The following is a 24,810-nucleotide window of genomic DNA, read 5'->3' as shown; positions in this document are numbered from 1 at the left end:
CGTGAACCTTCCTCAGATGTTTCGCGTGCGAAGGGGGTGCGGCCGGGGGCGGGCAGGGGTGCGGGGATCCGGGCGCGCGGGTCAGGACTCCGCAGAGCGGCCCAGTTCGTTGTCGATGAAGGCGAACACCTCGTCGGCGCTCGCGGACCCGATCCGTTCCGTGACCACGAGTCCGCCGTTCTCCTGGCCGGATCCGTCCCACCTGGCGAGGAGATGCCGCAGCCGTCCCGCGACCCCGTTCCTGGTGACCTCGTCGAGGGTGCCCGTGGCGAGCGCCTCCTCCAGCCGGTCGAGCGCGGCCAGCGGCGAGGGGCTCCCGTCCCGCGCGGTACGGCCCAGCAGCTCCGCCGCGAGATGCCGGGCGACGGCGGCCGGGGTCGGATGGTCGAACACGAGGGTGGCGGAGAGCCGTACCTCCGTACGGGCGGTCAGCCGGGTGCGCAGTTCCACCGCCATCAGGGAGTCGAAACCGAGCCCGCTGAAGTCCCGGTCGGCGGGGATCGCGTCCGGCGCGGTGTGCCCCAGTACGACGGCGGTCTCGGCCCGCACCAGCTCCACCAGCCACGGTTCCCGCTCCTCCTCTGCCAGCTCCGCCAGCCGCTGGGCGAGTCCGGTGGCGCGTCCGCGCGCGGCGGCGGCCGTGCGGCGCCGCCCGCGGAGCAGTCCGCGCAGGATCGCCGGGATCTCGGCCGTGGCCGGCCTCGCCCGCTCACCCGCTCCCTCGGCGATCAGCACCGGGACGAGCAGCGTCTCGTCGCGGGCGGTCGCGGCGTCGAACAGCGCGAGTCCCGTCTCCGCCGGCAGCGGGGCCAGGTCGGAGCGGGCCATGCGTCCCAGGTCCGAATCGCTCAGGGCGCCGGTCATACCGCCGCCGTCCTGGGCGGCCCATGGCCCCCAGGCCAGGGACACGGCGGGCAGCCCGAGGCCGGCGCGGTGCAGGGCCAGCGCGTCCAGGAACGTGTTGGCGGCGGCGTAGTTGCCCTGTCCCGGGCCCCCGGTGATCCCTGCGACCGACGAGTAGAGGACGAAACCGGCCAGTCCGAGACCGCGGGTCGCCTCGTGCAGATGCCAGGCCGCGTCCGCCTTCGGACGCAGTATCCGGTCGATCAGCGCGGGGGTCAGCGAGCCGACGGTGGCATCGCCCAGCACCCCGGCCGTATGGACCACGGCGGTCAGGGGGTGTTCGGCCGGTACGCCCGCCAGCAGCGCGTCCAGCGCCGTACGGTCGGCGACATCGCAGGCGGCGACGGTCACCTCGGCGCCCTGGGCGGCCAATTCGGCGCGGAGTTCCTTCGCGCCGGGCGCGTCCGGGCCGCGCCGGCCCGCGAGCAGGAGGTGTTTGACGCCGTGCGCGGCCACCAGATGCCGGGCCAGCGCGCCGCCGAGGGCGCCGGTGCCGCCGGTGATCAGGACCGTACCGTCGCGGTTCCAGGACCGGATCCCGCGCTCGGGGGATTGCTCGGGGGACGGGACAGCGCCCCGGGGCAGCCGTGTCAGCCGGGCCACCCGTACCGCGTTCCCGCGCACCGCCGCCTGTGTCTCGCCGGTGTCCAGCAGGGCGGGCAGTACGGGCAGGGCGGTACGGAGCGCGGCGCGCAGGGCGTCGGCGCCGTGGGCGGTGCGCGACCGGCCGACCACCGGATCGTGTACCTCCTCCAGATCGAGCAGCAGGAAGCAGCCGGGGTGCTCCGACTGGGCGGAGCGGACCAGTCCCCACGCGGGGGCCGCGGCCAGATCCCGTACGCCGTCCCCGGCAGCGGCGGCGACCGCGCCCCGGGTGAGCAGGACCAGCCGCGATCCGGTGGTCCGCCGGTCGGCCTGCCACGCGTTGAGCAGATCCAGTACGGCGCCCGTCACGGCCCGCACCCTGGCGGGCAGCGGCTCCTCACTGCCGTCCTGACGTCCCGTCAACTCGTCACCGACAGGCGCCAGTACGAGATCCGGCACGGGCCCTGGGGCGGCGAGGAGTTCGGCGAGCGATCCGGCCCGTACGGCGGACGGCCCGTCCACCGAGGCGAGGGCGCTCTCCAGGGCGGGTGTGCCGCTGCCGAGGACCGCCCACCGCGGACCGCCAGTCAGGGAGGCGGGGGCCGACGGGGCCGACGGGGCGGGCACCCAGTCGAGACCGAACAGCGGACTCGGGCGATCCTCGCCGGTCCCGGTCCCGGTCCCGGTCCCCGTCCCGGTCGCGGTCGCCAGCTCGGCGGCCGGACGCAGGGTCAGTGAGCGCACCGAGAGCACCGGCGCGCCTTCCTCGTCGACCGCCGCGAGCGTCACGGTGTCCTGGCCGGTGGCGGTCAGCCGTACCCGCAGCGCCGTGGCGGCCTCCGCGTGGAGGGTCAGTCCCCGCCACTCGACCGGGACGGTCCCGCCGAGCGGCCCGACTGTGCCGGCGGTGCCGTCCGTGCCGTCCGTGCCCAGCAGGTCCGCCGCCCGGAGTGCGGCCGTCAGCAGGGCCGGGTGCATCGCGAACGCGCCGTGTGTACGGGCCTCTTCGGTGAGGGCGACCTCGGCGAAGACCTCGCCGTCCGCGAGCCAGGCCGCCCGCAGACTGGACGCGCCGGACGCGCCGCCGGACTCCGGGCCGCCGTCGGCGTCCAGGTCCGCCGCCGGGTCCAGCTCCCGGTACCGGGACAGATCCACGGGTACGGCCCCGGCGGGCGGCCGGAGTCCGGCACCGGCCTCCAGGTCCGGCGCCGGGTGCCCGGCCGCCAGCACACCGGTCGCGTGCAGGGTCCACGGCAGATCGGCGGCGGCCTCGGCGCGCGCGTGCACGGTCAGCGAGCGGCGGCCCGTGCCGTCGGCCGCGGCCACCCGTACCTGTACCCGTACCGCGCCCTCCTCGGGCAGAAGGAGTCCGGCGGTGACGGTCAGCGACTCGACCGTGTCGCAGCCGGCCTCGTCACCGGCGCGTACGGCCAGTTCGGCGAAGGCCGCCACCGGTACCGCCGCGCCGCCGCCCCTGGCCGGACGCTCCACCAGCCAGGGATGGGTCCGCGCGGAGAGCCGTCCGGTCAGGACCACCTCGCCGGAGCCGGCCACGGTCGTGGCCGCGCCCAGCAGCGGATGTTCCGCGGCCACCAGCCCGAGGCCCGAGGCGTCGCCCGAAGCCGCCGGGGCCGCCGGCCAGTACCGCTCGCGCTGGAAGGCGTACGTCGGCAGCTCCACCCGGCGCGCGCCCGTCCCCGCGAAGACCGCGGCCCAGTCGGCCGGGGCGCCGTGCGTATGTGTCAGGGCGAGCGCGGTGACCGCGGTCAGCTCCTCGGACCGGTCCTTGCGCAGGACGGGCACCACCACGGCGCCGTCCGGTACGAGCTCGCGGGCCAGGGCGGAGAGCACGCCGTCCGGGCCCAGTTCGAGGAACGTGCCCACCCCTTGCGCGACCAGGGTCCGTACGCCGTCGGCGAAGCGGACGGTCTCGCGGACATGCCGTACCCAGTACTCGGGTGAGCGCAGCTCGTCCGGGGCCGCGAGCGTGCCGGTCACGTTCGAGACCACCGGCACCGAGGGCTCGGCGAAGACCAGCTCCCGTGCGACCGCCCGGAACTCGTCCAGCATCGGGTCCATCAGCGACGAGTGGAACGCGTGGCTCACGGGAAGCCGTGCTGTTCTGCGCCCCTCGGCGGCCAGACGTTCCGCCGTCCGCAGGACCCGGTCCTCCTCGCCCGAGAGCACCACGGACCGTGGTCCGTTGACCGCGGCGACCGACACCCCCTCGGAGAGCAGTACGGCGGTCTCGTCCTCCGTCGCCTCCACCGCGACCATGGCCCCGCCCACGGGCAGCGCCTCCATCAGCCGGGCCCTGGCCGCCACCAGCCGGCAGGCGTCGGAGAGCCCGAGGACCCCGGCCACATGGGCGGCGGTGATCTCACCGACCGAGTGGCCCGCGACGAAGTCCGTTGCGACGCCCCAGGATTCGACCAGCCGGAAGAGCGCCACCTCGATCGCGAACAGGGCGGGCTGGGTGACGGCGGTCCGGTTCAGCGCTTCGGCGTCGTCCCCCCAGATCACCTCGCGCAGGGGACGGGCCCGCCCGTCGGACCCGGCGTCGAGATGGGCCAGTACGGAGTCCAGCGAGTCCGCGAAGACCGGGAAGCGCTCGTACAACTCCCGTCCCATGCCGAGCCGTTGTGAGCCCTGACCGGAGAAGAGCACCGCCGTGGGCCGCTCGGCAGCCGCTCCCCGGGCGGCCTCGGAGACGCCCTGGTCCGTGGCGATCAGTACCGCCCGGTGCTCGAACACCGAGCGGCCCGTGGCCAGGGAGAACCCGATGTCAGCCGGGGAGAGTCCGGGGTGCTCGGCCGCGAACGACCGCAGCCGGCCGGTCTGTTCGCGCAGCGCGGCCTCGCTCCGGGCCGAGACCGGCCACGGCACCACCGCGGGCCTCGCCGTCGGCACGGCGTCCAAGGCCGTGCCCGGAAGGGCCCCCGGCGCCGGCGCTGCCGTCTCCCCCGTCTTCCCCGCCCCGGCCCGCGGCGCCTGTTCCAGCACCACATGCGCGTTGGTGCCGCTGATACCGAACGACGAGACACCGGCCCGCCGTACGTGATCGGTCCGGGGCCACTCCTTCTGCTCGGTGAGCAGCTCCACCGCGCCCGAGGACCAGTCCACCCGGGTCGAGGGCTCGGTCACATGGAGCGTCTTCGGCAGCCGGCCGTGCCGGAGGGCCAGCACCATCTTGATCACGCCCGCGACACCGGCCGCGGCCTGGGTGTGCCCGAGGTTGGACTTCACGGAGCCGAGCAGCAGCGGACGCTCCGGATCACGCTCACGCCCGTACGTCGCCAGCAGTGCCTGCGCCTCGATCGGATCACCCAACGTCGTACCCGTACCGTGCGCCTCCACCGCGTCCACATCCGCGGGCGACAGACCGCCACTGGCCAGCGCCTGACGGATCACCCGCTGCTGCGAAGGACCGTTCGGCGCCGTCAGACCATTCGACGCACCATCCTGGTTGACCGCACTGCCCCGGACGACGGCGAGGATGTCGTGCCCCTCGCGCCGCGCGTCCGAGAGCCGTTCGACCACCAGTACGCCGACGCCCTCCGCCCATCCGGTGCCGTCCGCCGAGTCGGAGAACGCCTTGCAGTGGCCGTCGGGCGCGAGACCGCCCTGCCGGGTGAACCCGGCGAAGCTCGTGGAGGTCGACATCACGGTGACGCCGCCCACCAGCGCCATGGAACACTCACCGCTCCTGAGCGCCTGGGCCGCCCAGTGCAGGGCGACCAGCGAGGACGAGCAGGCGGTGTCCACGGTGACCGCGGGGCCCTCGAAGCCGAATGCGTAGGACAGTCGGCCGGAGATGACACTGGCCGCAAGACCGGTGCCCGCGTGGCCCTCGACGTCCTCGCTCGCCCGGAGGATGAGATGGGCGTAGTCCTGGCCGTTGGTGCCGACGAAGACACCGGTCCTGCTGCCGCGCAGCGCGGCGGGATCGGTGCCGGTCCGCTCGAACGCCTCCCAGCTCACCTCCAGCAGCAGTCGCTGCTGCGGGTCCATGGCGAGCGCCTCGCGCGGTGAGATCCCGAAGAACCCCGGGTCGAACTCCGGTGCCTCGTAGAGGAATCCGCCCGCCCGGGTGGCGCTGCGGCCCTGGCCGTCGCCCGTGAGGACATCGAGGTTCCAGCCCCGGTCGGTGGGGAACCCGGCGATACCGTCGCGGCCCTCGACAAGCAGTCGCCACAGCTCCTCGGGCGAGCGCACCCCGCCCGGGAACCGGCATGCCATGCCGACGATGACGATCGGGTCGTCGTCGACCGGGGTGGCCGCCGCAGGGAGGACGGCGCCCGTCCGGTCGGCGGTCGACCGGGCAACGGTCGTCCGGTCGGCGGTCGGCCCCTCTCCGGCCGGTTCTTCGAGCAGTTCGGTGAGCAGCCGGTCGGCGAGCGCCCGGGGAGTGGGGTAGTCGAAGACAAGGCTGGCGGGGAGCGCGAGACCGGTCAGCTCGGTGAGCCGGTCGCTCAGCTCCACGGCCGTCAGCGAGTCGAAGCCGAGATCGCGGAAGGCCTTGTCGCCCCTGATCGTCTCGGCGCCGGTATGACCGAGCACCGCGGCGCAGTGGGTACGGACCACGCCCAGCAGCACCGCCGCGCGCTCGCCCTCCGGGGCTCCGCGCAGCCGCTCCCGCAGTCCGGACGCCGCCGACCCGGCCGCCCGCTGGGCTTCCTGAAGCGCCGTCAGCGCGAGCCTGGCGGCGGGCAGTTCACCGAGCAGCGGGCTGGGCCGCAGACTGAGCAGCGCGGTGAGCGGCTCCGGCCGCTGGAGGTCCGCGAGGACGACGGTCGGCTCGGGCTCGGCCACCACCCGCAGCAGCGCGGAGACGGCCAGTTCGGGGTCGAGGGCGCCCGAAGCCCGCGGGTGACCCGGTCCGTTCGTACCGGCACGGGTCGCATTCGTACCGGCGTCAGCGGCGTCAGCGGCGCGCGAACTGGCGTCTGTGGCGTTCGTACCGGCGCGGGTGGTGCCCGCGCGGCCGGTCCGGTCGGCCATGCCCGCGCCGTCCCACGCGCCCCAGGCGATCGAGGTCGCCGGGAGTCCCAGCGCCCCGCGCCGCTCGGCCAGCGCGTCGAGGACCGCGTTCGCCGCCGCGTAGTTGGCCTGGCCGGGGTTGCCGACCGCGCCCGCCACCGACGAGAACAGTACGAACGCGGAGAGGCCGAGATCACGGGTCAGCTCGTCCAGCAGCAGGGCGGGTGCGACCTTCGCGCGGAACACCGTCTCGAACCGCTCGGGCGTCAGTCCGGCCAGTACGCCGTCGTCCAGCACACCCGCCGTATGCACCACCGCCGTCAGCGGGCAGTCCGCCGGGATCGCCCCGATCGCGCGCTCCAGTTGGTCCCGGTCGGCGGCATCGCAGGCGGTGACGGTGGCCTGGGCGCCGAGCGCGGTCAGCTCGGCGAGCAGCTCGGTCGCACCGGGCGCGGCCGGGCCCCGGCGGCTGAGCAGAACGAGATGCCGGGCGCCCTCGCTCGCCAGCCGGCGGGCGACCCGCGCGCCGAGCGCGCCGGTACCGCCGGTGATGAGGACGGTGCCGGACGGCTGCCAGCGCTCCTCGCTCCCGACCGCGGAGCGGGCGGCGGGCGCGGGAAGCATCCGCCTGCCGTAGACACCGGAGGCGCGGACCGCGAGCTGGTCCTCGCCGCCCGTGCCCGTCACGCCCGTACTCGTGCCCGTAACTCCTGTGCCCGTGCCCGTGCCCGTCGGGCCGGTGCCCGTCAGTACGGCGACGAACCGGCGTACGGCGCGTTCGTCCAGCTCTTCGGGGAGATCGACTAGTCCGCCCCACCGCCTCGGGTGTTCGAGGGCCGCGACCCGGCCGAGACCCCAGACGGCCGCCTGTGCGGGACTGGCCGGCCGCTCTGAGGGTACGGGCCGTACCGCGCCTCGGGTGACGGTCCACAGGGGGGCCGCGATACCCGTGTCACCGAGCGCCTGGACCAGCGCGGCGGTGGCGAGCACTCCTGCGGGCACTCCGGCCGCGTCGGCCGACTCGTCCAGCGCGAGCAGAGACACCACACCCGCGACACGCCCGCTGTCGGGGACAGCGGCGGTGAGTCGCGCGGTCAGAGCGGCACGGGCGGTGGCGTCGACGCTTTCGGCCGCCCCGGCCGCCCCGGACGCCCCGGACGCCCCGGCCTCCTCGGTACCGTCGATCCCCTCGATGTTCACCCGTACCGCGGCCGGACCCAGGCCGGTGATCAGTGAGGTCACCCACGCTTCGGAGACCCCGGCCGTCGGGACGAGCACCAGCCAGGTACCGGACAGGGCGGCGGCCGAGGCGGTGCTGAGCGTCAGCGGCTGCCAGGCCTCCCGGTAGCGCCAGGAGTCGACGGTCGACCGTAGCCTGCGCCGGGTGCGCCATGACGACAGAGCGGGCAGTACGGCGCCGAGCGAACCGCCGTCCACATCGAGCCTGGCTGCCAGGGAGTCCAGATCCTCTCCCTCCACCGCGGCCCAGAACTCCGCGTCGGCCGGATCCGTGCCGTCCGCCGGCTCCGCCCCGGCCACCTCGGGCCAGAACCGCTCCCGGTGGAACGCGTAGGTCGGCAGATCCACCCGTCGGGCGCCCGTCCCCGCGAAGAACGCGGACCAGTCCACGGAGGCACCGGCCACATGGAGCCGTGCCACCGCCGTGACCAGCGCCGCTCCCTCGTCATGACCGTCACGGAGCGCGGGGACGACCACGGCGTCGGTGGGCAGGGACTCCCGGGCGGGCGCGGAGAGCACACTGTCGGGGCCCAACTCCAGGAAGACGGTGGCGCCTTGACCGGCGAGGGTACGGACACCATCGGCGAAGCGGACCGCCTCACGGACATGCCGTACCCAGTACTCGGCGGAGCACAGCTCCCCGGCCGAGGCGAGAGCGCCGGTCAGAGTGGACACCACGGGGATGACCGGTTCCCGGTAGGTCAGCCCTTCGGCCACCGCCCGGAACTCGTCCAGCATCGGGTCCATCAGCGGGGAGTGGAAGGCGTGCGAGACCCGGAGCCGGGTGGTCCTGCGGCCCTGCTCCGCCAGCCGGGCGGCAAGCTCCAGGACGGCGTCCTCGTCGCCGGAGATCACCACCGAGGAGGGACCATTGACGGCGGCGATCGAGACCCGTTCGGACAGATACGGGGTGATCTCGTCCTCGGCGGCCTGTACGGCGACCATCGCACCACCCGTCGGCAGCGCCTGCATCAACGACCCACGCGCCACCACCAACCGGCAGGCATCCTCCAGGGAGAAGACCCCCGCCACATGGGCCGCCGCGATCTCGCCGATCGAATGCCCCGCCACAAACTCCGGCCGGACACCCCACGACTCGACCAGCCGGAACAGCGCCACTTCGATCGCGAACAACGCGGGCTGGGCCGTACCCGTCGCATTCAGCGCCTCGGCGTCCTCACCCCAGATCACCTCCCGGAGCGAACCGCCCAACTCCACTTCCAGCAAAGCGAGTACAGAGTCCAGCGCCTCCGCGAACACCGGGAACCGCCCGTACAACTCCCGCCCCATACCAAGCCGCTGCGAACCCTGCCCCGAGAACAGCAGCGCCGTCGACCGCTCGGTGCCCAGGCCCCGGGCGATCTCCGTGACACCCTTGTCCGTCGCCAGCAGTACGGCGCGGTGCTCGAACAGCGACCGGCCCGTCGCCAGCGAGTACCCGATGTCCAGCGCGGATTCCGCCCCGTCCTCGGAGGACTCCCCGGCGAGGGCCTTGATCCGGGCGAGCTGACCGTCCAGCGCCGCCTCGCTCCTGGCCGACACGAGCCAGGGAACGGGGCCCGCGACGGGGGCCTGGTCGGGGGCCGGCGCGGCCCGCTCGGCCGGCTCGGGATCGGCCTGCTCAAGCACCACATGGGCGTTCGTGCCGCTGATACCGAAGGACGAGACGCCGGCCCGGCGCGCGCGCCCGGTCTCCGGCCAGGGGGTGGTGCCGGCCAGCAGTTCCACGGCCCCGGCCGACCAGTCGACATGCGTCGACGGTTCGGTGAGATGGAGTGTGCGCGGCAGGGTGCCGTGGCGCAGGGCCATCACCATCTTCACCAGTCCGGCGGCTCCCGCCGCGGCCTGGGTGTGACCGATGTTGGACTTGACCGAGCCGAGCAGGAGCGGCCGGCCGGCGTCGCGGTCCTGGCCGTAGGTGGCCAGCAGCGCCTGTGCCTCGATCGGGTCGCCCAGGGGTGTCCCGGTGCCGTGCGCCTCCACCGCGTCCACCTCGGCGGGCGAGAGCCCGGAGTTGGCGAGCGCCTGCCGGATCACCCGCTGCTGCGCGGGACCGTTCGGCGCGGTCAGTCCGTTGGACGCGCCGTCCTGGTTGACCGCGCTGCCGCGCACCACGGCCAGTACGTGATGGCCGTTGCGCCGGGCGTCGGACAGCCGCTCCAGGACCAGCACCGCCGCGCCCTCGGACCATCCGGTGCCGTCGGCCGAGTCGGAGAACGCCTTGCACCGCCCGTCGCCCGCCAGCCCGCCCATCCGGGAGAAGCCGGCGAAGTTCGCGGCGGTCGTCATCACCGTCACCCCGCCCGCGAGGGCGAGCGAGCACTCACCGCCGCGCAGCGCCTGGGAGGCGAGATGCAGCGATACGAGGGACGACGAGCAGGCCGTGTCGACGGACATGGCGGGGCCTTCGAGCCCGAGCGCGTACGCCAGCCGCCCGGAGACGACACTGACCGCGAGGCCGGTGGTCGCGTGGCCCGCCATGTCGTCCTTGGAGCGCATGACGAGACCGGCGTAGTCCTGGCCGCTCACTCCGACGAAGACACCGGTACGGCTGCCACGCAGGGTCGCCGGGTCGATTCCGGCGCGTTCCGCCGCCTCCCAGGCGACTTCGAGGAGTACGCGCTGCTGGGGGTCCATCGCCAGCGCCTCGCGCGGCGAGATGCCGAAGAATCCGGCGTCGAAGTCGGCGACGTTCCGGAGGAATCCGCCCTGCCCCTCGGCGGCGCCGATGGACGGGTCGGTCTGCCAGCCCCGGTCGGTGGGGAAGCCGGAGATGGCGTCCTCGCCGGAGAGGACCAGCTCCCAGAGACCCTCGGGGGATTCGACACCGCCGGGGAAGCGGCAGCTCATCCCCACGATGGCGATCGGATCGTCGGTGACACCGGCACCGCCGGCCGACTCGCGCGCGGTGACGGCCGCGACGCCGTCCACGGTGCCGTCCGGGCCGACCAGTTCGTCCAGCAGATGGGCGGCGAGCCGCGCCGGGGTGGGGTAGTCGAAGATCAGGGTGGCCGGCAGGGTCAGTCCGGTGGCGGACGAGAGGCGGTTGCGCAGCTCGACGGCCGTCAGCGAGTCGAAGCCGAGCTGCCGGAACTCCCGTTCCACGGCGATGGCCTCGGGCGAGGGGTGCGCGAGGACCACGGCGGCCTCGGTACGGACGAGATCCGTGAGCAGCCGGGGCCGCTCGTTCTCACGCAGCGCGGCCAGCCGCTCGACCAGGCCCGCCCTGGACACACTCGCGGCGCCGCTCTTCGCGGCGCGGCGGCCGGTCCGTACGAGTCCGCGCAGCAGGGCCGGGACGCCCGCCGCCGAGGGGATCGTGCCGCCGGCGACACCGAGGGGCACCACCAGGGCCTCGTCGCTCGCGGTGGCGGCGTCAAAGAGGGCGAGCCCGCGCTCGACGGAGAGCAGCGGCATCCCGGAGCCGCCGACCCTGCGTACGTCGTGATCCTCCAGGGTGCTCGTCATGCCCACGCCCTGTTCCCAGGCGCCCCAGGCGAGGGAGAGTCCGGGCAGGCCCAGTCCGCGCCGATGGGCGGCGAGCGCGTCCAGGAAGGTGTTGCCGCCCGCGTAGTTGGCCTGGCCGGGGCTGCCCATGACACCGGCCGTGGAGGAGTAGAGCACGAACGCGGCGAGATCCAGCTCGCGGGTCAGTTCGTGCAGATGCCAGGCCGCGTCGACCTTGGGACGCAGCACACGGTCCAGCCGCTCCGGTGTCAGCGAGCCGACGACCCCGTCGTCCAGAACACCCGCCGTATGGACCACCGCGGTCAGTGGATGCTCGGCCGGCACCGAATCCAGCAGCCCGGCCAGCGCGTCCCGGTCCGCGACATCACACGCGACGACCGACACATGCGCACCCTGAACCGTCAGCTCGGCCGCCAGCTCGACAGCGCCGGGAGCCTCCAGTCCACGCCGACTGGTCAGCAGCAGATGCCGCACACCACGCACACCGACCAGATGACGGGCCAGCACACCACTCAGACCACCCGTACCGCCGGTGACCAGCACCGTACCCTCGGGATCCCACGCACGCGGCATCGTCAGCACGATCTTGCCCACATGCCGGGCCAGACTCATAAAACGAAACGCGTCCCGCGCCCGACGCACATCCCACGAACGAACCGGCAACGGCTCCAACACGCCTTGACCGAACAGTTCCATGAGGGAACTCAGCATGCGCCGGATGTCCTCCGGGTCCACCCAGCCGAGGTCGAACGCCTGATAGTCCACCCCCTCAGGGAGGCCGGCGGCGTCACGGATATCCGTCTTGCCCATCTCCAGGAACCGGCCACCCGGACCCAGCAACCGCAAAGACGCGTCGACGAACTCACCCGCCAGCGAGTTCAGTACGACATCGACCCCCTCACCACCGGTCACCCGGGCGAACGCCGCCTCGAAATCCGTCGTCCGGGAGGAGGCGATATGGTCGTCCGCCACGCCGAGCCGACGCAGCACATCCCACTTGCCCTCACTCGCCGTCGCGAAGACCTCCGCACCCAGATGACGCGCGATCTGAACCGCCGCCATCCCCACACCACCCGCACCCGCATGGACCAGCACCCGCTCACCACGGCCCACACCCGCCAGCCCCACCAACGCGTGATACGCCGTCAAAAACACCAACGGCACCGAAGCCGCCGTCTCCCACGACCACCCGTCAGGTACGGCGATCACCCGGCGCTCGTCGCCCACCACATGGGTGCCGAAACCGCCGAAGAGCATGCCCATGACCCGGTCGCCGACCTGGAGACCGGTGGTGTCGGGCCCGACCTCGACCACGACTCCCGCCGCCTCGGAGCCGAACAGTCCCGCGTCGCCGGGATACATGCCCAGCGCGTTGAGGACATCGCGGAAGTTCACCCCGGCCGCCCGGACCTCGATCCGCACCTCACGCCCCGTCAGCGGCTCCGGTACCCCGGGCAGCGGTGCCAGTGTCAGGCCGTCCAGACTTCCCTTCGCCCGGCTGTCCAGCCGCCAGGGCACACCCGCCGGTGGTACCAGGCCCGTACCGGATTCCAGCCGGGCGAGACGGCCGACGCGCGGCGCGCCCGCGCGGAGCACGGCCTGCGGTTCGTCGGAGCCGGCCAGTGCGGGCAGTGCCGGGAGCGCCGCCGCCGACTCCGCCGAACCGTCCACGTCCACCAGCAGGAAGCGGCCGGGGTTCTCGGCCTGCGCGGAGCGGACCAGTCCCCAGACCGAGGCGGCGGCGACATCGGTGAGGTCATGGGCACCGTCCTCGACCGCGCCCCGGGTGACAAAGACCAGCCGGGAGCCGGCGAACCGCTCCTCGGCGAGCCACTGCTGAATCAACTCCAGTGCGTAGGAGGCGAGTTCATGAGCTGACTCGGCGCTTCGCGCGCTGTCGCCCTGGAGCGGGACGACCACGGTCCCCGGCGGATCCTCACCGTCACGGCCGGACGGACCGGCCTCTTCCAGGAGTTCGGCGAGCGTCCGTACCGGGGCGCGCAGCCGGGCGGCGCCCGTCGAGGCGAGTGCGCCGGTCAGTCCCAGCTCGTCGGTGCCGAGCACCACCCAGTCGCTCTCGGAAGCCTCGCTCTCCGGTGTCACCGGCACCCAGTCGACCCGGAAGAGGGAGTTCACCCCGTCGCGCCGGGCCTCGCCCGCGGACGCGGGCCCCGCGGCCCTGAGAGCCAGCGACTCCACCGAGATCACCGGTTCGCCCTGGACGTCGACCGCCGCCAGCCGGACGGCGTCCCGGCCGTCGGGGGTCACCCGGACCCGCAGGGCCGACGCGCCCGAGGCGTGCAGGGAGACCCCGTTCCACGCGAACGGCAGAAGACTCCTGTCGTCGCCGTCCGCGCTCGCGAAGACCGTGCTGTGCAGGACGGAGTCGAAGAGCGCCGGATGGACTCCGTACGCGTCCGCGTCACCGACCTCCCGTGGCAGCGCGACCTCGGCGAAGATCTCCTCGCCCCGGCGCCAGACCGCGCGCAGCCCGCGGAAGACGGGCCCGTACTCAAGGCCGTTGCCCGCGTAGCGGTCGTAGAGGCCTTCGACATCCACGACGGTGGCGCCCTTGGGCGGCCATACGGTGGCGTCGAAACCGATCACCCGTTCGCCGCGGCTGATCCGTCCGGAGGCGTGCGGTGTCCATTCGTCGTCGGGGGCGTCCGCCGGGCGGCTGTAGAAGCGCAGCTCCCGGCGGCCGTCGTCGTCCGCGCCGCCGACGGCGATCTGCACCTGGACGGCGTCGGTACGGGGCAGGATCAACGGGGCGGCCAGCATCAGATCGTCGACGCGGTCGCACCCGGCCTGGTCGGCGGCGCGGACGGCCAGTTCGAGGAATCCGGTGCCGGGGAAGAACACCATGCCGCCGACGACATGGTCGGCCAGCCACGGGTGGGTGGCGAGTGACAGTGTTCCGGTCAGCAGGAGTTCGTCGGAGCCCGCGACGGACATGGCCGCGCCGAGCAGCGGGTGGTTCGCCGAGGCGAGACCGAGACCGGCCGCGTCGGCGGGCCGGTAGGTGACCTGGGGCCAGAACCGTTCGTGCTGGAAGGCGTACGTGGGCAGATCCACCGGCCGGGCGCCGGTGCCCGCGAAGAACGCCGGCCACTCCACCCGTACACCGCGCACATGCAGATGAGCGAGTGCCGTGACGGCCGAGATCTCTTCCGGCCGGTCCTTGCGGAGCACCGGTACGGTCACGGCGCCCTCCGGCACCGACTCCTGAGCCAGCGCGGCGAGCACACCGTCCGGGCCCAGCTCCACGAACGTACGAACGCCCTGCTCGCCAAGTGCCCGCACACCATCCGCGAAACGAACCGCCTCACGCACATGCCGAACCCAGTACTCCGGCGAACACAGCTCATCCGCCGACGCGAGACCACCGGTCAGATTCGACACCACCGGCACCGAAGGCTCCGCGAACGTCAGCCCCTCCACCACCGCACGGAACCCGTCCAGCATCGGATCCATCAACGGCGAATGGAACGCATGCGAAACCCGCAGCCGACTCGTCTTGCAGCCCTGCTTCTCCAGTCGGGCCGCGAGCTCCAGCGTGGCGTCCTCGGCTCCGGAAATCACCACGGACCGGGGTCCGTTGACGGCCGCGATGGACACCTGGCCGGTCAGCAGCGGGGTGACCTCGTCCTCCGTCGCCCGCACCGCGACCATCACGCCACCGGCCGGCAGCGCCTGCATCAACGACCCACGCGCCACCACCAGACGACAGGCGTCCTCCAACGAGAACACCCCCGCCACATGAGCCGCCGCGACCTCACCGATCGAATGCCCCGCGACAAAGTCCGGGGCCACACCCCATGACTCCACCAGCCGGAAGAGAGCCACTTCGATCGCGAACAACGCCGGCTGCGCGCAACCCGTCCGGTTCAGCGCGTCGGCGTCCTCACCCCAGATCACCTCCCGCAGCGAACGCCCCAACTCGGCGTCCAGCAGCGCCAGTACGGAATCCAACGCCTCCGCGAACACCGGGAACCGCCCGTACAACTCCCGCCCCATACCCAACCGCTGCGAACCCTGCCCCGAGAAGAGCACCGCGCTTCTGCCGCGTCCCGTGGCCGTGCCCTCGACGGTCCCCGGTGCCGTGCCGTTCTCCAGCCAGGCCTTCAGCGCGTCACGTCCCGCGCCGCCGTCCTCGTCCGTCATGACGGCGAGGCGGTGCTCCAGGCCCGCCCTGGTCGTGGCCAGGGAGAGAGCCACATCCACCGGACGCGGGCCCGGTCGGCGCTCCAGCCGGTCGAGCAGCAGGGCCGCCTGGTCGCGCAGCGCTTCTGGTGTCCGGCCCGATATCACCCACGGCAGCGTCGTCGCCCGCCGTTCGGGAGCGGTCCTGCCGTCCGGCAGGGCAGGCACGGGGGGTGTGGGGGGCGCCTCGGCGGGCGGCGCCTGTTCGATGATCACATGCGCGTTGGTGCCGCTGACGCCGAACGAGGAGACACCCGTACGGCGTGGCCTGCCCGCCTCCGGCCACGGGCGCGCCTCGGTGAGCAGCTCGACCTTTCCGGACGACCAGTCGACATGCGACGACGGCTCGTCCGCGTGCAGGGTCCTCGGCAGCACTCCGTGCCGCATCGCCATCACCATCTTGATCACACCCGCGACCCCCGAAGCGGCCTGGGTGTGCCCGATGTTGGACTTGACCGAGCCGAGGAACAGCGGGTGTTCGCGGTCCTGTCCATAGCTCGTGAGCAGGCTCTGGGCCTCGATGGGGTCACCCAGCGGGGTTCCGGTGCCATGCGCCTCCACCGCGTCCACCTCGGCCGGGGTCAGTCCCGCGTTGGCCAGCGCCTGCCGGATCACCCGTTGCTGCGAGGGGCCGTTGGGCGCGGTGAAGCCGTTGGAGGCGCCGTCCTGGTTGACGGCGGAGCCCCGTACGACCGCGAGGACCGGATGTCCGTTGCGCTGTGCGTCGGAGAGCCGCTCCAGCATCAGGACGCCGGCGCCCTCCGCCCATCCGGTGCCGTCGGCGGAGTCGGCGAACGCCTTGCACCGGCCGTCCCGCGCGAGACCGCCCTGCCTGCTGAACTCGACGAGCGAGCCGGGCGTGGACATCACATTGACACCGCCGGCGAGGGCGAGCGAGCACTCTCCGTTGCGCAGGGACTGGACGGCGAGATGGAGGGCGACCAGCGAGGACGAGCAGGCGGTGTCGACCGTGATCGCGGGGCCCTCCAGGCCGAGCGTGTACGAGAGCCGTCCCGAGGTGGCGCTGGCGGCGATACCGGTGCCGACATCGCCGGTCGCGTCGTCCAGTGACCTCACCAGGAGATACGCGTAGTCCTGGCCGTTGGTGCCGATGAAGGCGCCCGTGCGGCTGCCGCGCAGCCGCGTGGCGTCGATGCCGGAGCGTTCGACGGCCTCCCAGGCGGTCTCCAGCAGCAGCCGCTGCTGGGGGTCCATGGTGACCGCCTCGCGCGGCGAGATCCCGAAGAAGCCGGGGTCGAAGTCGGCGACACAGCTCAGAAAACCGCCCCGCTGGCTGACGGAGGTGTCCCGGGCGTCGGTGGAACTGTCGCGCAGCGCGTCCAGGTCCCAGCCCCGGTCGGTGGGGAACGCGGAGATGGCGTCGGTGCCGGACTCGACCAGGTCCCAGAGCCCTTCGGGCGAGCGGACCTCGCCGGGGAACCGGCAGCCCATTCCCACGATCGCGATCGGTTCCCTGGCGGCGGCGACGAACATCCTGTTCTGCCGCCGCAGCCGCTCCGCCTCCTTCATCGCGGCACGGAGCGCGTCCACGACACTGCCGGCGGTCGCACCTTTGGTGGTCGCGCCGTTGGTGGTCGCACTGCTGTTGGGGGCGTTCTCGGTGGGGGCACTCATGGTCTGCTCCATCGCTCCGTCGTCGCGCTACAGGTCGGACTGGCCGTCGAGCGCGGCCCGCACCAGGTCTGCCACGGCCATCGAGTCGATGGCCTCGCCGGACTCCTCGTTCTCCGCCGGGGCGGTGCCGCCCCGTCCGGCGAGCTGGAGCAGCGGCTCCAGTACGCCGATGTCGCGCAGCCTGGCGAGGGGTACGGACGCCAGCAGGGCCCGGATCTCCGTCTCCTCGGTGTCCGTCTCGCCGTCGGGGCCCTCGTCGGGTACGAGCCGGCGCAGCACATGCTCACCGAGGGCCGTGGGGGTGGGATGGTCGAAGACGAGCGTCGCGGACAGACTCAGACCGGTGGCCGCGTTGAGCTGGTTGCGCAGCTCCACCGCTCCCAGCGAGTCCACGCCCAGATCGCGGAAGGACCGCTCGGGACCGACGGCGTCCGTGTCCGGGTAGCCCAGTACGTGGGCGGCGCGGGTACGGACCAGTTCCACGACCGCTTCGAGACGGCGGTTCGCGTTCAGTCCCGCCAGCCGCTCCCGCAGGCCGCCTTCGGCGGTGGCGCTCCCGGGGGCGGCGGCCGTCGCGGCCACCATCTCCCGGTAGCCGGGGAGTTCACGCAGCAGGGCGCTCGGCCGGCTCGCGCCGAAGGCGGCCACGAAGCGTTCCAGGGCGACTTCGGCGACGACCGCGGTCGGTTCGGCCTCCATGACCAGACGCAGCAGCGCCTCGCAGGCCGGCTCCGGGTCCATGGCTCCGATCCCGGCGCGCCTGGCGGCCTCGTCGGCCCCGGCGCCCTCCGCCATTCCGCCGCCGCCCCAGGCGCCCCAGGCGATCGAGGTGGCGGGGAGATCCCGTGCCCGCCGTCGCTCGGCGAGTGCGTCGAGGACGGCGTTGGCCGCCGCGTAGTTGGCCTGGCCGAGGTTGCCCACGGCGGCGGAGGCCGAGGAGAAGAGCACGAACGCGGTGAGGTCCAGATCGCGGGTCAGCTCGTCGAGCAGCAGGGCCGAGGTGACCTTGGCGCGGAACACCGGTGCGAACCGCTCGGGGGTGAGCCGGTCGAGTACACCGTCGTCGAGGACTCCCGCCGTGTGCACCACACCGGTCAGCGGATGCCCGGCGGGGATGTCCGCGAGTACGGCGGCCAGTTGGTCCCGGTCGGCGGCGTCGCACGCGGTGAGGGTGACCCGGGCGCCTAGCCCTTCGAGCTCGGCCCGCAGCGCGTCCGCGCCGGGCGCCTCGGGGCCGCGCCGACTGAGCAGTACGAGGTGCTGGACACCGTCGCGGGCGAGCCTGCGGGCGACATGGGCACCGAGGGCACCGGTGCCGCCGGTGATCAGTACGGTGCCGTCCGGGTCCCAGGCGCGGGCCGGGTGCTTGCCGGGTGCCCGTACCAGACGCCGGGCGAGGACCGCGGAGTCCCGCAGGGCGACCTGGTCCTCCCCGTCGAGTCCGGCGAGCACCCCGGTGAGCCCGGCGCCCGTCCGCTCGTCCGGTGTCTCCGGCAGATCGATCAGACCGCCCCAGCGCTCCGGGTACTCCAGCGCGGCGACCCGGCCCAGGCCCCAGACGGCTGCCTGGAGCGGATGGCGCGGCTCGTCCGTACGGCGTACGGAGACCGCGCTCCGGGTGAGGCACCAGAGCGGTGCGCCGATCCCGGCGTCGCCCAGCGCCTGGAGCAGTACGGCGGTGAGGGCGGCTCCCTCGGGCACACCGTCCGCCAGGGAGTCCCGCAGCGCCAGGAGTGAGACGACTCCGGCGAAGGGAGCGCCACCGTCGCTGCCACCGCCGCTGCCGTCACCGTCGCTTCCGTCACCGCCGCCGTCGCCGGTCGGGCCGGCGGCGCGGGCCCTCAGTTCCGCGGCGAGCGCGGCCCGGTCGGGTGCTCCGACCGGGAGCCGTACGACCGAGGTGCCCAGCGCGTCGAGCACGGCGGACACCCAGGGGTCCCCGGCCAGTTCCCCGGGCACCACGGCGAGCCAGGTACCCGTCAGCGGCTTCCGGTGGGCGAGGGAGGAACCTCCCGTGGGCCGCCAGACGACGCGGTGCCGCCAGCCCTCCACGAGCGACTCGTCGTCGCGCTGCCTGCGCCAGTCCAGCAGCGCGGGAAGCACCTTGGACAGGGCGTCCTCCTCGATGTCCAGAACGGATTCCAGCGAAGCGAAGTCCTCCCGCTCCACCGCGTCCCAGAACGCGCGGTCCGTGGTGTCCGCGTCCGGTGTCCCGGCGGCGACGACGGCCGGGGCGTCGGGCCAGAACCGGCCGTGCTGGAAGGCGTACGTCGGCAGATCCACCCACCGGGCCCCGGTGTCCGCGAAGAACGCGGACCAGACCGGGCCCGCCCCATGGACATGCAGCCGGGCGAGCGCGGTGACCAGGGTGGTCTCCTCGTCCCTGCCCTTGCGCAGCAGCGGTACGGCGACGGCGGCGGACGGGGCCGACTCCTGGGCCAGCGCGGAGAGCACCCCGTCCGGGCCCAGTTCCAGGAAGGCGGTCACCCCGCGCTCCGCCATCGCCCTGACACCGTCGGCGAACCGTACGGCCTCCCGGACATGCCGTACCCAGTACTCCGCCGAGCACAGCTCCCCGGCCGTGGCCGGGGCGCCGGTCAGATTGGACACCACCGGGATACGGGGTGGCTGGAGGACCAGTCGTTCCGCGACAGCGCGGAAGCCGTCCAGCATCGGGTCCATCAGCGGCGAGTGGAACGCGTGCGAGACCCGCAGCCGGCCGGTCTTGCGGCCACGCTTCTCCAGCTCGGCCGCCACCTCCAGCGCCGCGGCCTCCTCACCCGAGATCACCACGGACGCCGGGCCGTTGACGGCGGCGATCGAGACCCCGCCACGGAGCAGCGGGGTGATCTCGTCCTCGGTGGCCTGTACGGCGAACATCGCGCCGCCGGCCGGCAGCGCCCGCATCAGCCCCGCGCGGGCCGCGACGAGCCTGACCGCGTCCTCCAGTGAGAACACACCCGCCACATGGGCGGCGGCGATCTCACCGATGGAGTGCCCGGCCACCAGGTCCGGGGTCAGGCCCCAGGACTCGACCAGCCGGAACAGCGCCACCTCGACGGCGAACAGCGCGGGCTGGGCGGAGCCGGTGTCGTCCAGCGCCGCGGCGTCCGTGCCCCAGATCACCTCACGCAGCGGGCGGTCCGGCGCGCCGTGCGACCCGCCGTCCGGCCGGTCCGGCAGCTGTCCGTTCAACTCGGCGTCCAGCAGGGCCAGTACGGTGTCGAGCGCCTCGGCGAAGACCGGGAACCGCTCGTACAGCTCACGGCCCATCCCGAGCCGCTGCGAGCCCTGGCCGGAGAAGAGGAAGGCGCGCTTGCCCGCCCTCTCCACCGTGTGCTCGACCAGTTCCGGGTGTGTGTTCCCCTCGGCCAGCGCGGTGAGGCCGTCGAGCAGACCGCCGTGTTCGGTGACCGTCAGGGCGGCCCGGTGCTCGAAGACCGAGCGGGTCGTCGCGAGCGAGAAGGCGAGATCGGTCAGCGGGACGTCAGGATGGGCCGTCACCTGGGCCAGCAGCCTGCGGGCCTGGTCACGCAGCGCGTTCCCGGTCCGGCCGGAGAGCAGGACCGGCAGCGTCCCCGCGTCACGTACGGGCGGCGGAGGCGCCACCGCGGAGCCGGTCCCCGCCCCGGCCCCGGCCGCGGAGTCGGGATCGCTTCCGGTCGCCGAGTCGGGATCGGTTCCGGTGAGCGGTGCCTGCTCCAGGATGAGATGCGCGTTCGTACCGCTGGCGCCGAAGGAGGAGACCCCGGCGCGGCGCGGCCGACCCGAGTCCGGCCAGGGCGTCTGCTCGGTCAGCAGCCGGGCCGCGCCCGCCGTCCAGTCCACGTGGGACGTCGGATTCTCCGCGTACAGCGACTTCGGCAGGGTGCCGTGGCGCATCGCCATCACCATCTTGATCACACCCGCGACCCCCGAGGCGGCCTGGGTGTGACCGATGTTGGACTTGAGCGAGCCGAGCAGCAGCGGCCGGTCGGCGTCGCGGTCCTGGCCGTAGGTGGCCAGCAGCGCCTGTGCCTCGATCGGGTCACCGAGCTTGGTGCCGGTGCCATGGGCCTCCACCGCGTCCACCTCGGCGGGCGAGAGCCCGGAGTTGGCGAGCGCCTGCCGGATCACCCGCTGCTGCGCGGGTCCGCTCGGCGCGGTGAGTCCGTTGGACGCGCCGTCCTGGTTGATGGCCGAGCCCCGCAGGACCGCCAGTACACGATGGCCGTTGCGGCGCGCTTCGGAGAGCCGCTCGACGACGAGCATGCCCACGCCCTCGGACCAGCCGGTGCCGTCCGCCGCGTCGGAGAACGCCTTGCACCGCCCGTCGGGCGAGAGCGCGCCCTGGGCGCTGAACTCGACGAAGCCCGCCGGGGTGGCCATCACGGTGACACCGCCGGCCAGCGCGATGGAGCACTCGCCGGACCGGATGGCCTGGGCGGCGAGATGCAGGGCGACCAGCGACGAGGAGCACGCGGTGTCCACGGAGACGGTGGGGCCCTGGAGGCCGAAGGAGTACGCCAGCCGGCCGGACAGCAGGCTCGCCGACTGCGCGGTCTCCCACTGGCCCGCCTCGGCGGGCGGCCGGTAGTCGCCGCTGCCGCCGCCGACATAGACACCGGTGGTGCTGCCCCGCAGGGTCGTCGCGTCGATGCCCGCCCGCTCCAGTGCCTCCCAGGCGGCTTCGAGCACGACGCGCTGCTGCGGATCCATCACGATGGCCTCGCGCGGCGAGATGCCGAACAGCCCCGGGTCGAAGTCGGCCGCGTCGTGGAGGAAGCCGCCGTGACCGGTGGCGCTGCGTCCGCGTCCGCCCTCCGGAGGGCCGCCGAGCAGGGTGTCGAGGTCCCAGCCACGGTCGGTGGGGAACTCTCCGACGGCGTCGGTCCCTTCGGTGACGAGCCGCCACAGGTCCTCGGGTGATGTGACACCGCCCGGGTAGCGGCAGGCCATACCGATGATCACGACGGGATCGTCGGCCGTGTGTGCCGGGGAAAGCGCGGGAGGCGCGGCTTGCGTCTCCGCGCCGGGCGCCTCACCGAGCAGCAGGGTCCGCAGCCGCGCGGCGAGTTCGGCGGGGGTCGGATGGTCGAAGACCAGGGTCGCGGGCAGGGCCAGCCCGGTCGCGTCCCTGAGCTGGTTGCGCAGGTCGACGGCGGTCAGCGAGTCGAAGCCGAGGTCACGGAAGGGCAGATCGGACTCGACGGCTCCGGCGTCCGCGTGGCCGAGGACCAGGGCGGCCTTCTCGGTGACCAGGGCGAGGGGCGCGTCGGCCCGTTCCGACTCGGGCAGGGCGAGCAGCCACTGACGGTAGGAGTCCGCCGCGGACCGCTCCTCCTCCCGGCCGGGGCCTGCCGCCTCGACGGCGGCGCGGGCCTCGGGCAGTTCGGAGAGCAGGGCGCCCCGGCGCGCCTCGGTGAAGGCGGGTGCGAAGGTCTCCCAGCGGACATCGGCCACGGTGACGGCGCTCTCGCCGTCGACGACGGCCCGGCCGAGCGCGGTGAGCGCCGCGTCGGCGTCCATGACGGGCAGTCCGTTCAGCCGCAGATGCGCGGCCATGGCGGGGTCCACGGACTCCGTCCAGGCGCCCCAGGCGACCGACAGGGCGGTGGCTCCCCGGGCGCGGCGCTGCCGGGCGAAAGCCTCCAGCCAGGCGCCGAACGCGGCTTCGGTCTCCTGGCCGCGTACGCCCAAGACCCCGGCGATCGAACCGAACAGGACGAAGGCGTCCAGCGGCCGGTCGCCCAGGACCGTGTCGAGATGGCGGACTCCGGCCAGGGCCGAGGAGAGCCCGCCGGGTCCTGTGTCCCTGGCTCCGATGTCCGTGCCGCCGGTGTCCGCGCCGGCAGTGTCCGTGGCATCGGTGTCCGTGCCACCCGTGTCCGTGGCATTGGTCCGCGCGGCACCGGTCAGCGCCTCCGCGTGGACGACGGCGGTGAGCGGTGTTTCCTCGGGGACGGTGGCCAGCAGCGCGGTCAGCGCGGCCGGGTCGGACAGGTCGCAGACGGCGAAGGTGACGGTGGCGCCGAGCTTCCTCAGCTCGGCTTCGAGTGCCTCGGTACCGGTGAGGTCGGACGGACGGCGCCCGGTCAGCAGCAGATGACGCGCGCCCTCACGGGCCAGCCAGCGGGCGGCCCGGCCGCCCATGGGACCCGTACCGCCGACGACGAGCACGGTGCCGCCGGGCCGCCATGAGCGGTCAGCGGCTCCCGCAGTTCCCGCAGTTCCCGCTGATCCCTCGGGTCCTGTCGGTACGGCGCGGACCAGGCGTCGGCCGAAGGTTCCGGTGGCGCGGACCGCGATCTGGTCCTCGCCGTCCGGTGCGGTCAGGGCGGCCACGAAGGCGGCGCGCGCCCGCTCGTCCGGCGACTCCGGCAGATCGATCAGCCCGCCCCAGCGATCGGGGTGTTCCAGCGCGGCGACCCTGCCCTCGCCCCAGACCGTGGCCTGTCCGGCGTTGAGCGGCGGCTCGGACGGAGCCACGGAGACGGCGCCCCGGGTGACACACCACAGCGGTGCGTCGATGCCCGCGCCCTCCAGGGCCGCCAGCAGCGCGGCGGGCCTGGCCGGACCGGCCGGCAGGTCCTCGGCTCCCGCGGCAAGCAGCGAGACGACCCCGGCGAACCGGTTTCCTTCGCCGCGTGCCGCCACCAGCCCCGCCGCCGGCCCGGTGCCGTCGGCCGGGCCGTCGGTGGAGATGTCGGCCTCCACCCGTACGGTGTCCACGCCCAGCGCCTCGACGGCGGCGGCCGTCCACGCGTCCTCGGCGCCGGTCGGCACGATCACCAACCAGGCGCCCGCGGACGCGGCACCAACGGCACCAACGGCCCCGGCAGTCACAGCGGACACGGCGGCCCCGGCGGACACGGGTAGTTGCGTCCAGGCCTCGCGGTAGCGCCACTCGGCCCCGGCGGACCGCTCGTCCCTGCGCCGGCGCCACGCGGAGAGCGCGGGCACCATCGTGGTCACGGTCTCGCCGTCCAGGTCCAGCGAGGCGGCGAGCGACTCCAGGTCCTCCCGCTCCACCGCAGACCAGAACTCCGCGTCCACCGGGTCCTGCGCCCCGCCCGCCGTGCCGCCCGCCGTACCGCCCGGCGCTCCGGGCACGGCCGGTGCGGCGGCCTCCGGCCAGTACCGCTCGCGCTGGAACGCGTAGGTCGGCAGCTCCACCCGGCGCGCGCCGGTGCCCTCGAAGAACGCGGCCCACCGCGGGCCCGCCCCCCTGGTGTGCAGGGTGGCGAGCGCCGCGACCACGGCCGTCTCCTCGCCCAGGGCCGCGCGGAGCAGCGGCACCACCACCGGGGCGGGCCCGGCAACTCCGTCCAGGCTCTGCTGGGCCATCGCGGAGAGCACCCCGTCCGGCCCGAGCTCCACGAAGGCGAGGACCCCGGCGTCGCGCAGGGTCCGTACCCCGTCGGCGAAGCGCACGGTCCCGCGGACATGCCGTACCCAGTAGTCGGCCGAGCGGAGCTCCTCGGCCGTGGCCAGGGCGCCGCTCAGATTCGACACCACAGGGATCCGGGGCTCGTGGTACGCGAGAGTCCCGGCGACCCGGGCGAAGTCCGCGAGCATCGGGTCCATCAGCGGCGAGTGGAAGGCGTGCGAGACCCGCAGCCGCTTGGTCCTGCGCCCCTCGGCCGCGAGGAGTCCGGCGATCTCCAGGACGGCGTCCTCGGCGCCCGCGACGACCAGCGCGTCGGGGCCGTTGACCGCCGCGATCGAGACGTGCTCGCCCAGCAGCGGGATGATCTCGTCCTCGGCGGCCTGGAGCGCGACCATCGCGCCGGTCTGCGGGAGCGCCTGCATCAGCGA

General features: G+C 73.8%; 2 protein-coding genes (1 of these 2 only partly in view). Both read right to left on the bottom strand.

The features are described 5' to 3' along the window. Positions 1 to 81: 81 nt before the first annotated feature. On the bottom strand, positions 82 to 17,013 hold the full coding sequence (locus OG214_RS36820) for a type I polyketide synthase (RefSeq protein ID WP_405987248.1): 16,932 nt from the start codon (positions 17,011 to 17,013) through the stop codon (positions 82 to 84). Positions 17,014 to 17,040: 27 nt separating this feature from the next. After that, on the bottom strand, positions 17,041 to 24,810 hold the 3' end of the coding sequence (locus tag OG214_RS36815; protein WP_405987247.1) for a type I polyketide synthase. It continues 21,444 nt past the right edge of the window; 7,770 of the gene's 29,214 nt are visible here — the last part of the coding sequence; its start codon lies off the right edge, out of view; it ends in the stop codon at positions 17,041 to 17,043.

Origin of the sequence: Streptomyces sp. NBC_00872 (genome assembly GCF_045161915.1) — a bacterium.
Lineage (GTDB): Bacteria > Actinomycetota > Actinomycetes > Streptomycetales > Streptomycetaceae > Streptomyces.
Note: the sequence above shows the minus strand (reverse complement) of the source record. Positions and strands in the feature narration are given on the sequence as shown.

What these genes read in the sequence shown, in the direction of transcription:
- OG214_RS36820 (WP_405987248.1), bottom strand. Translation starts at nt 17,013, where the DNA reads ATGAGTGCCCCCACCGAGAACGCCCCCAACAGCAGTGCGACCACCAAC.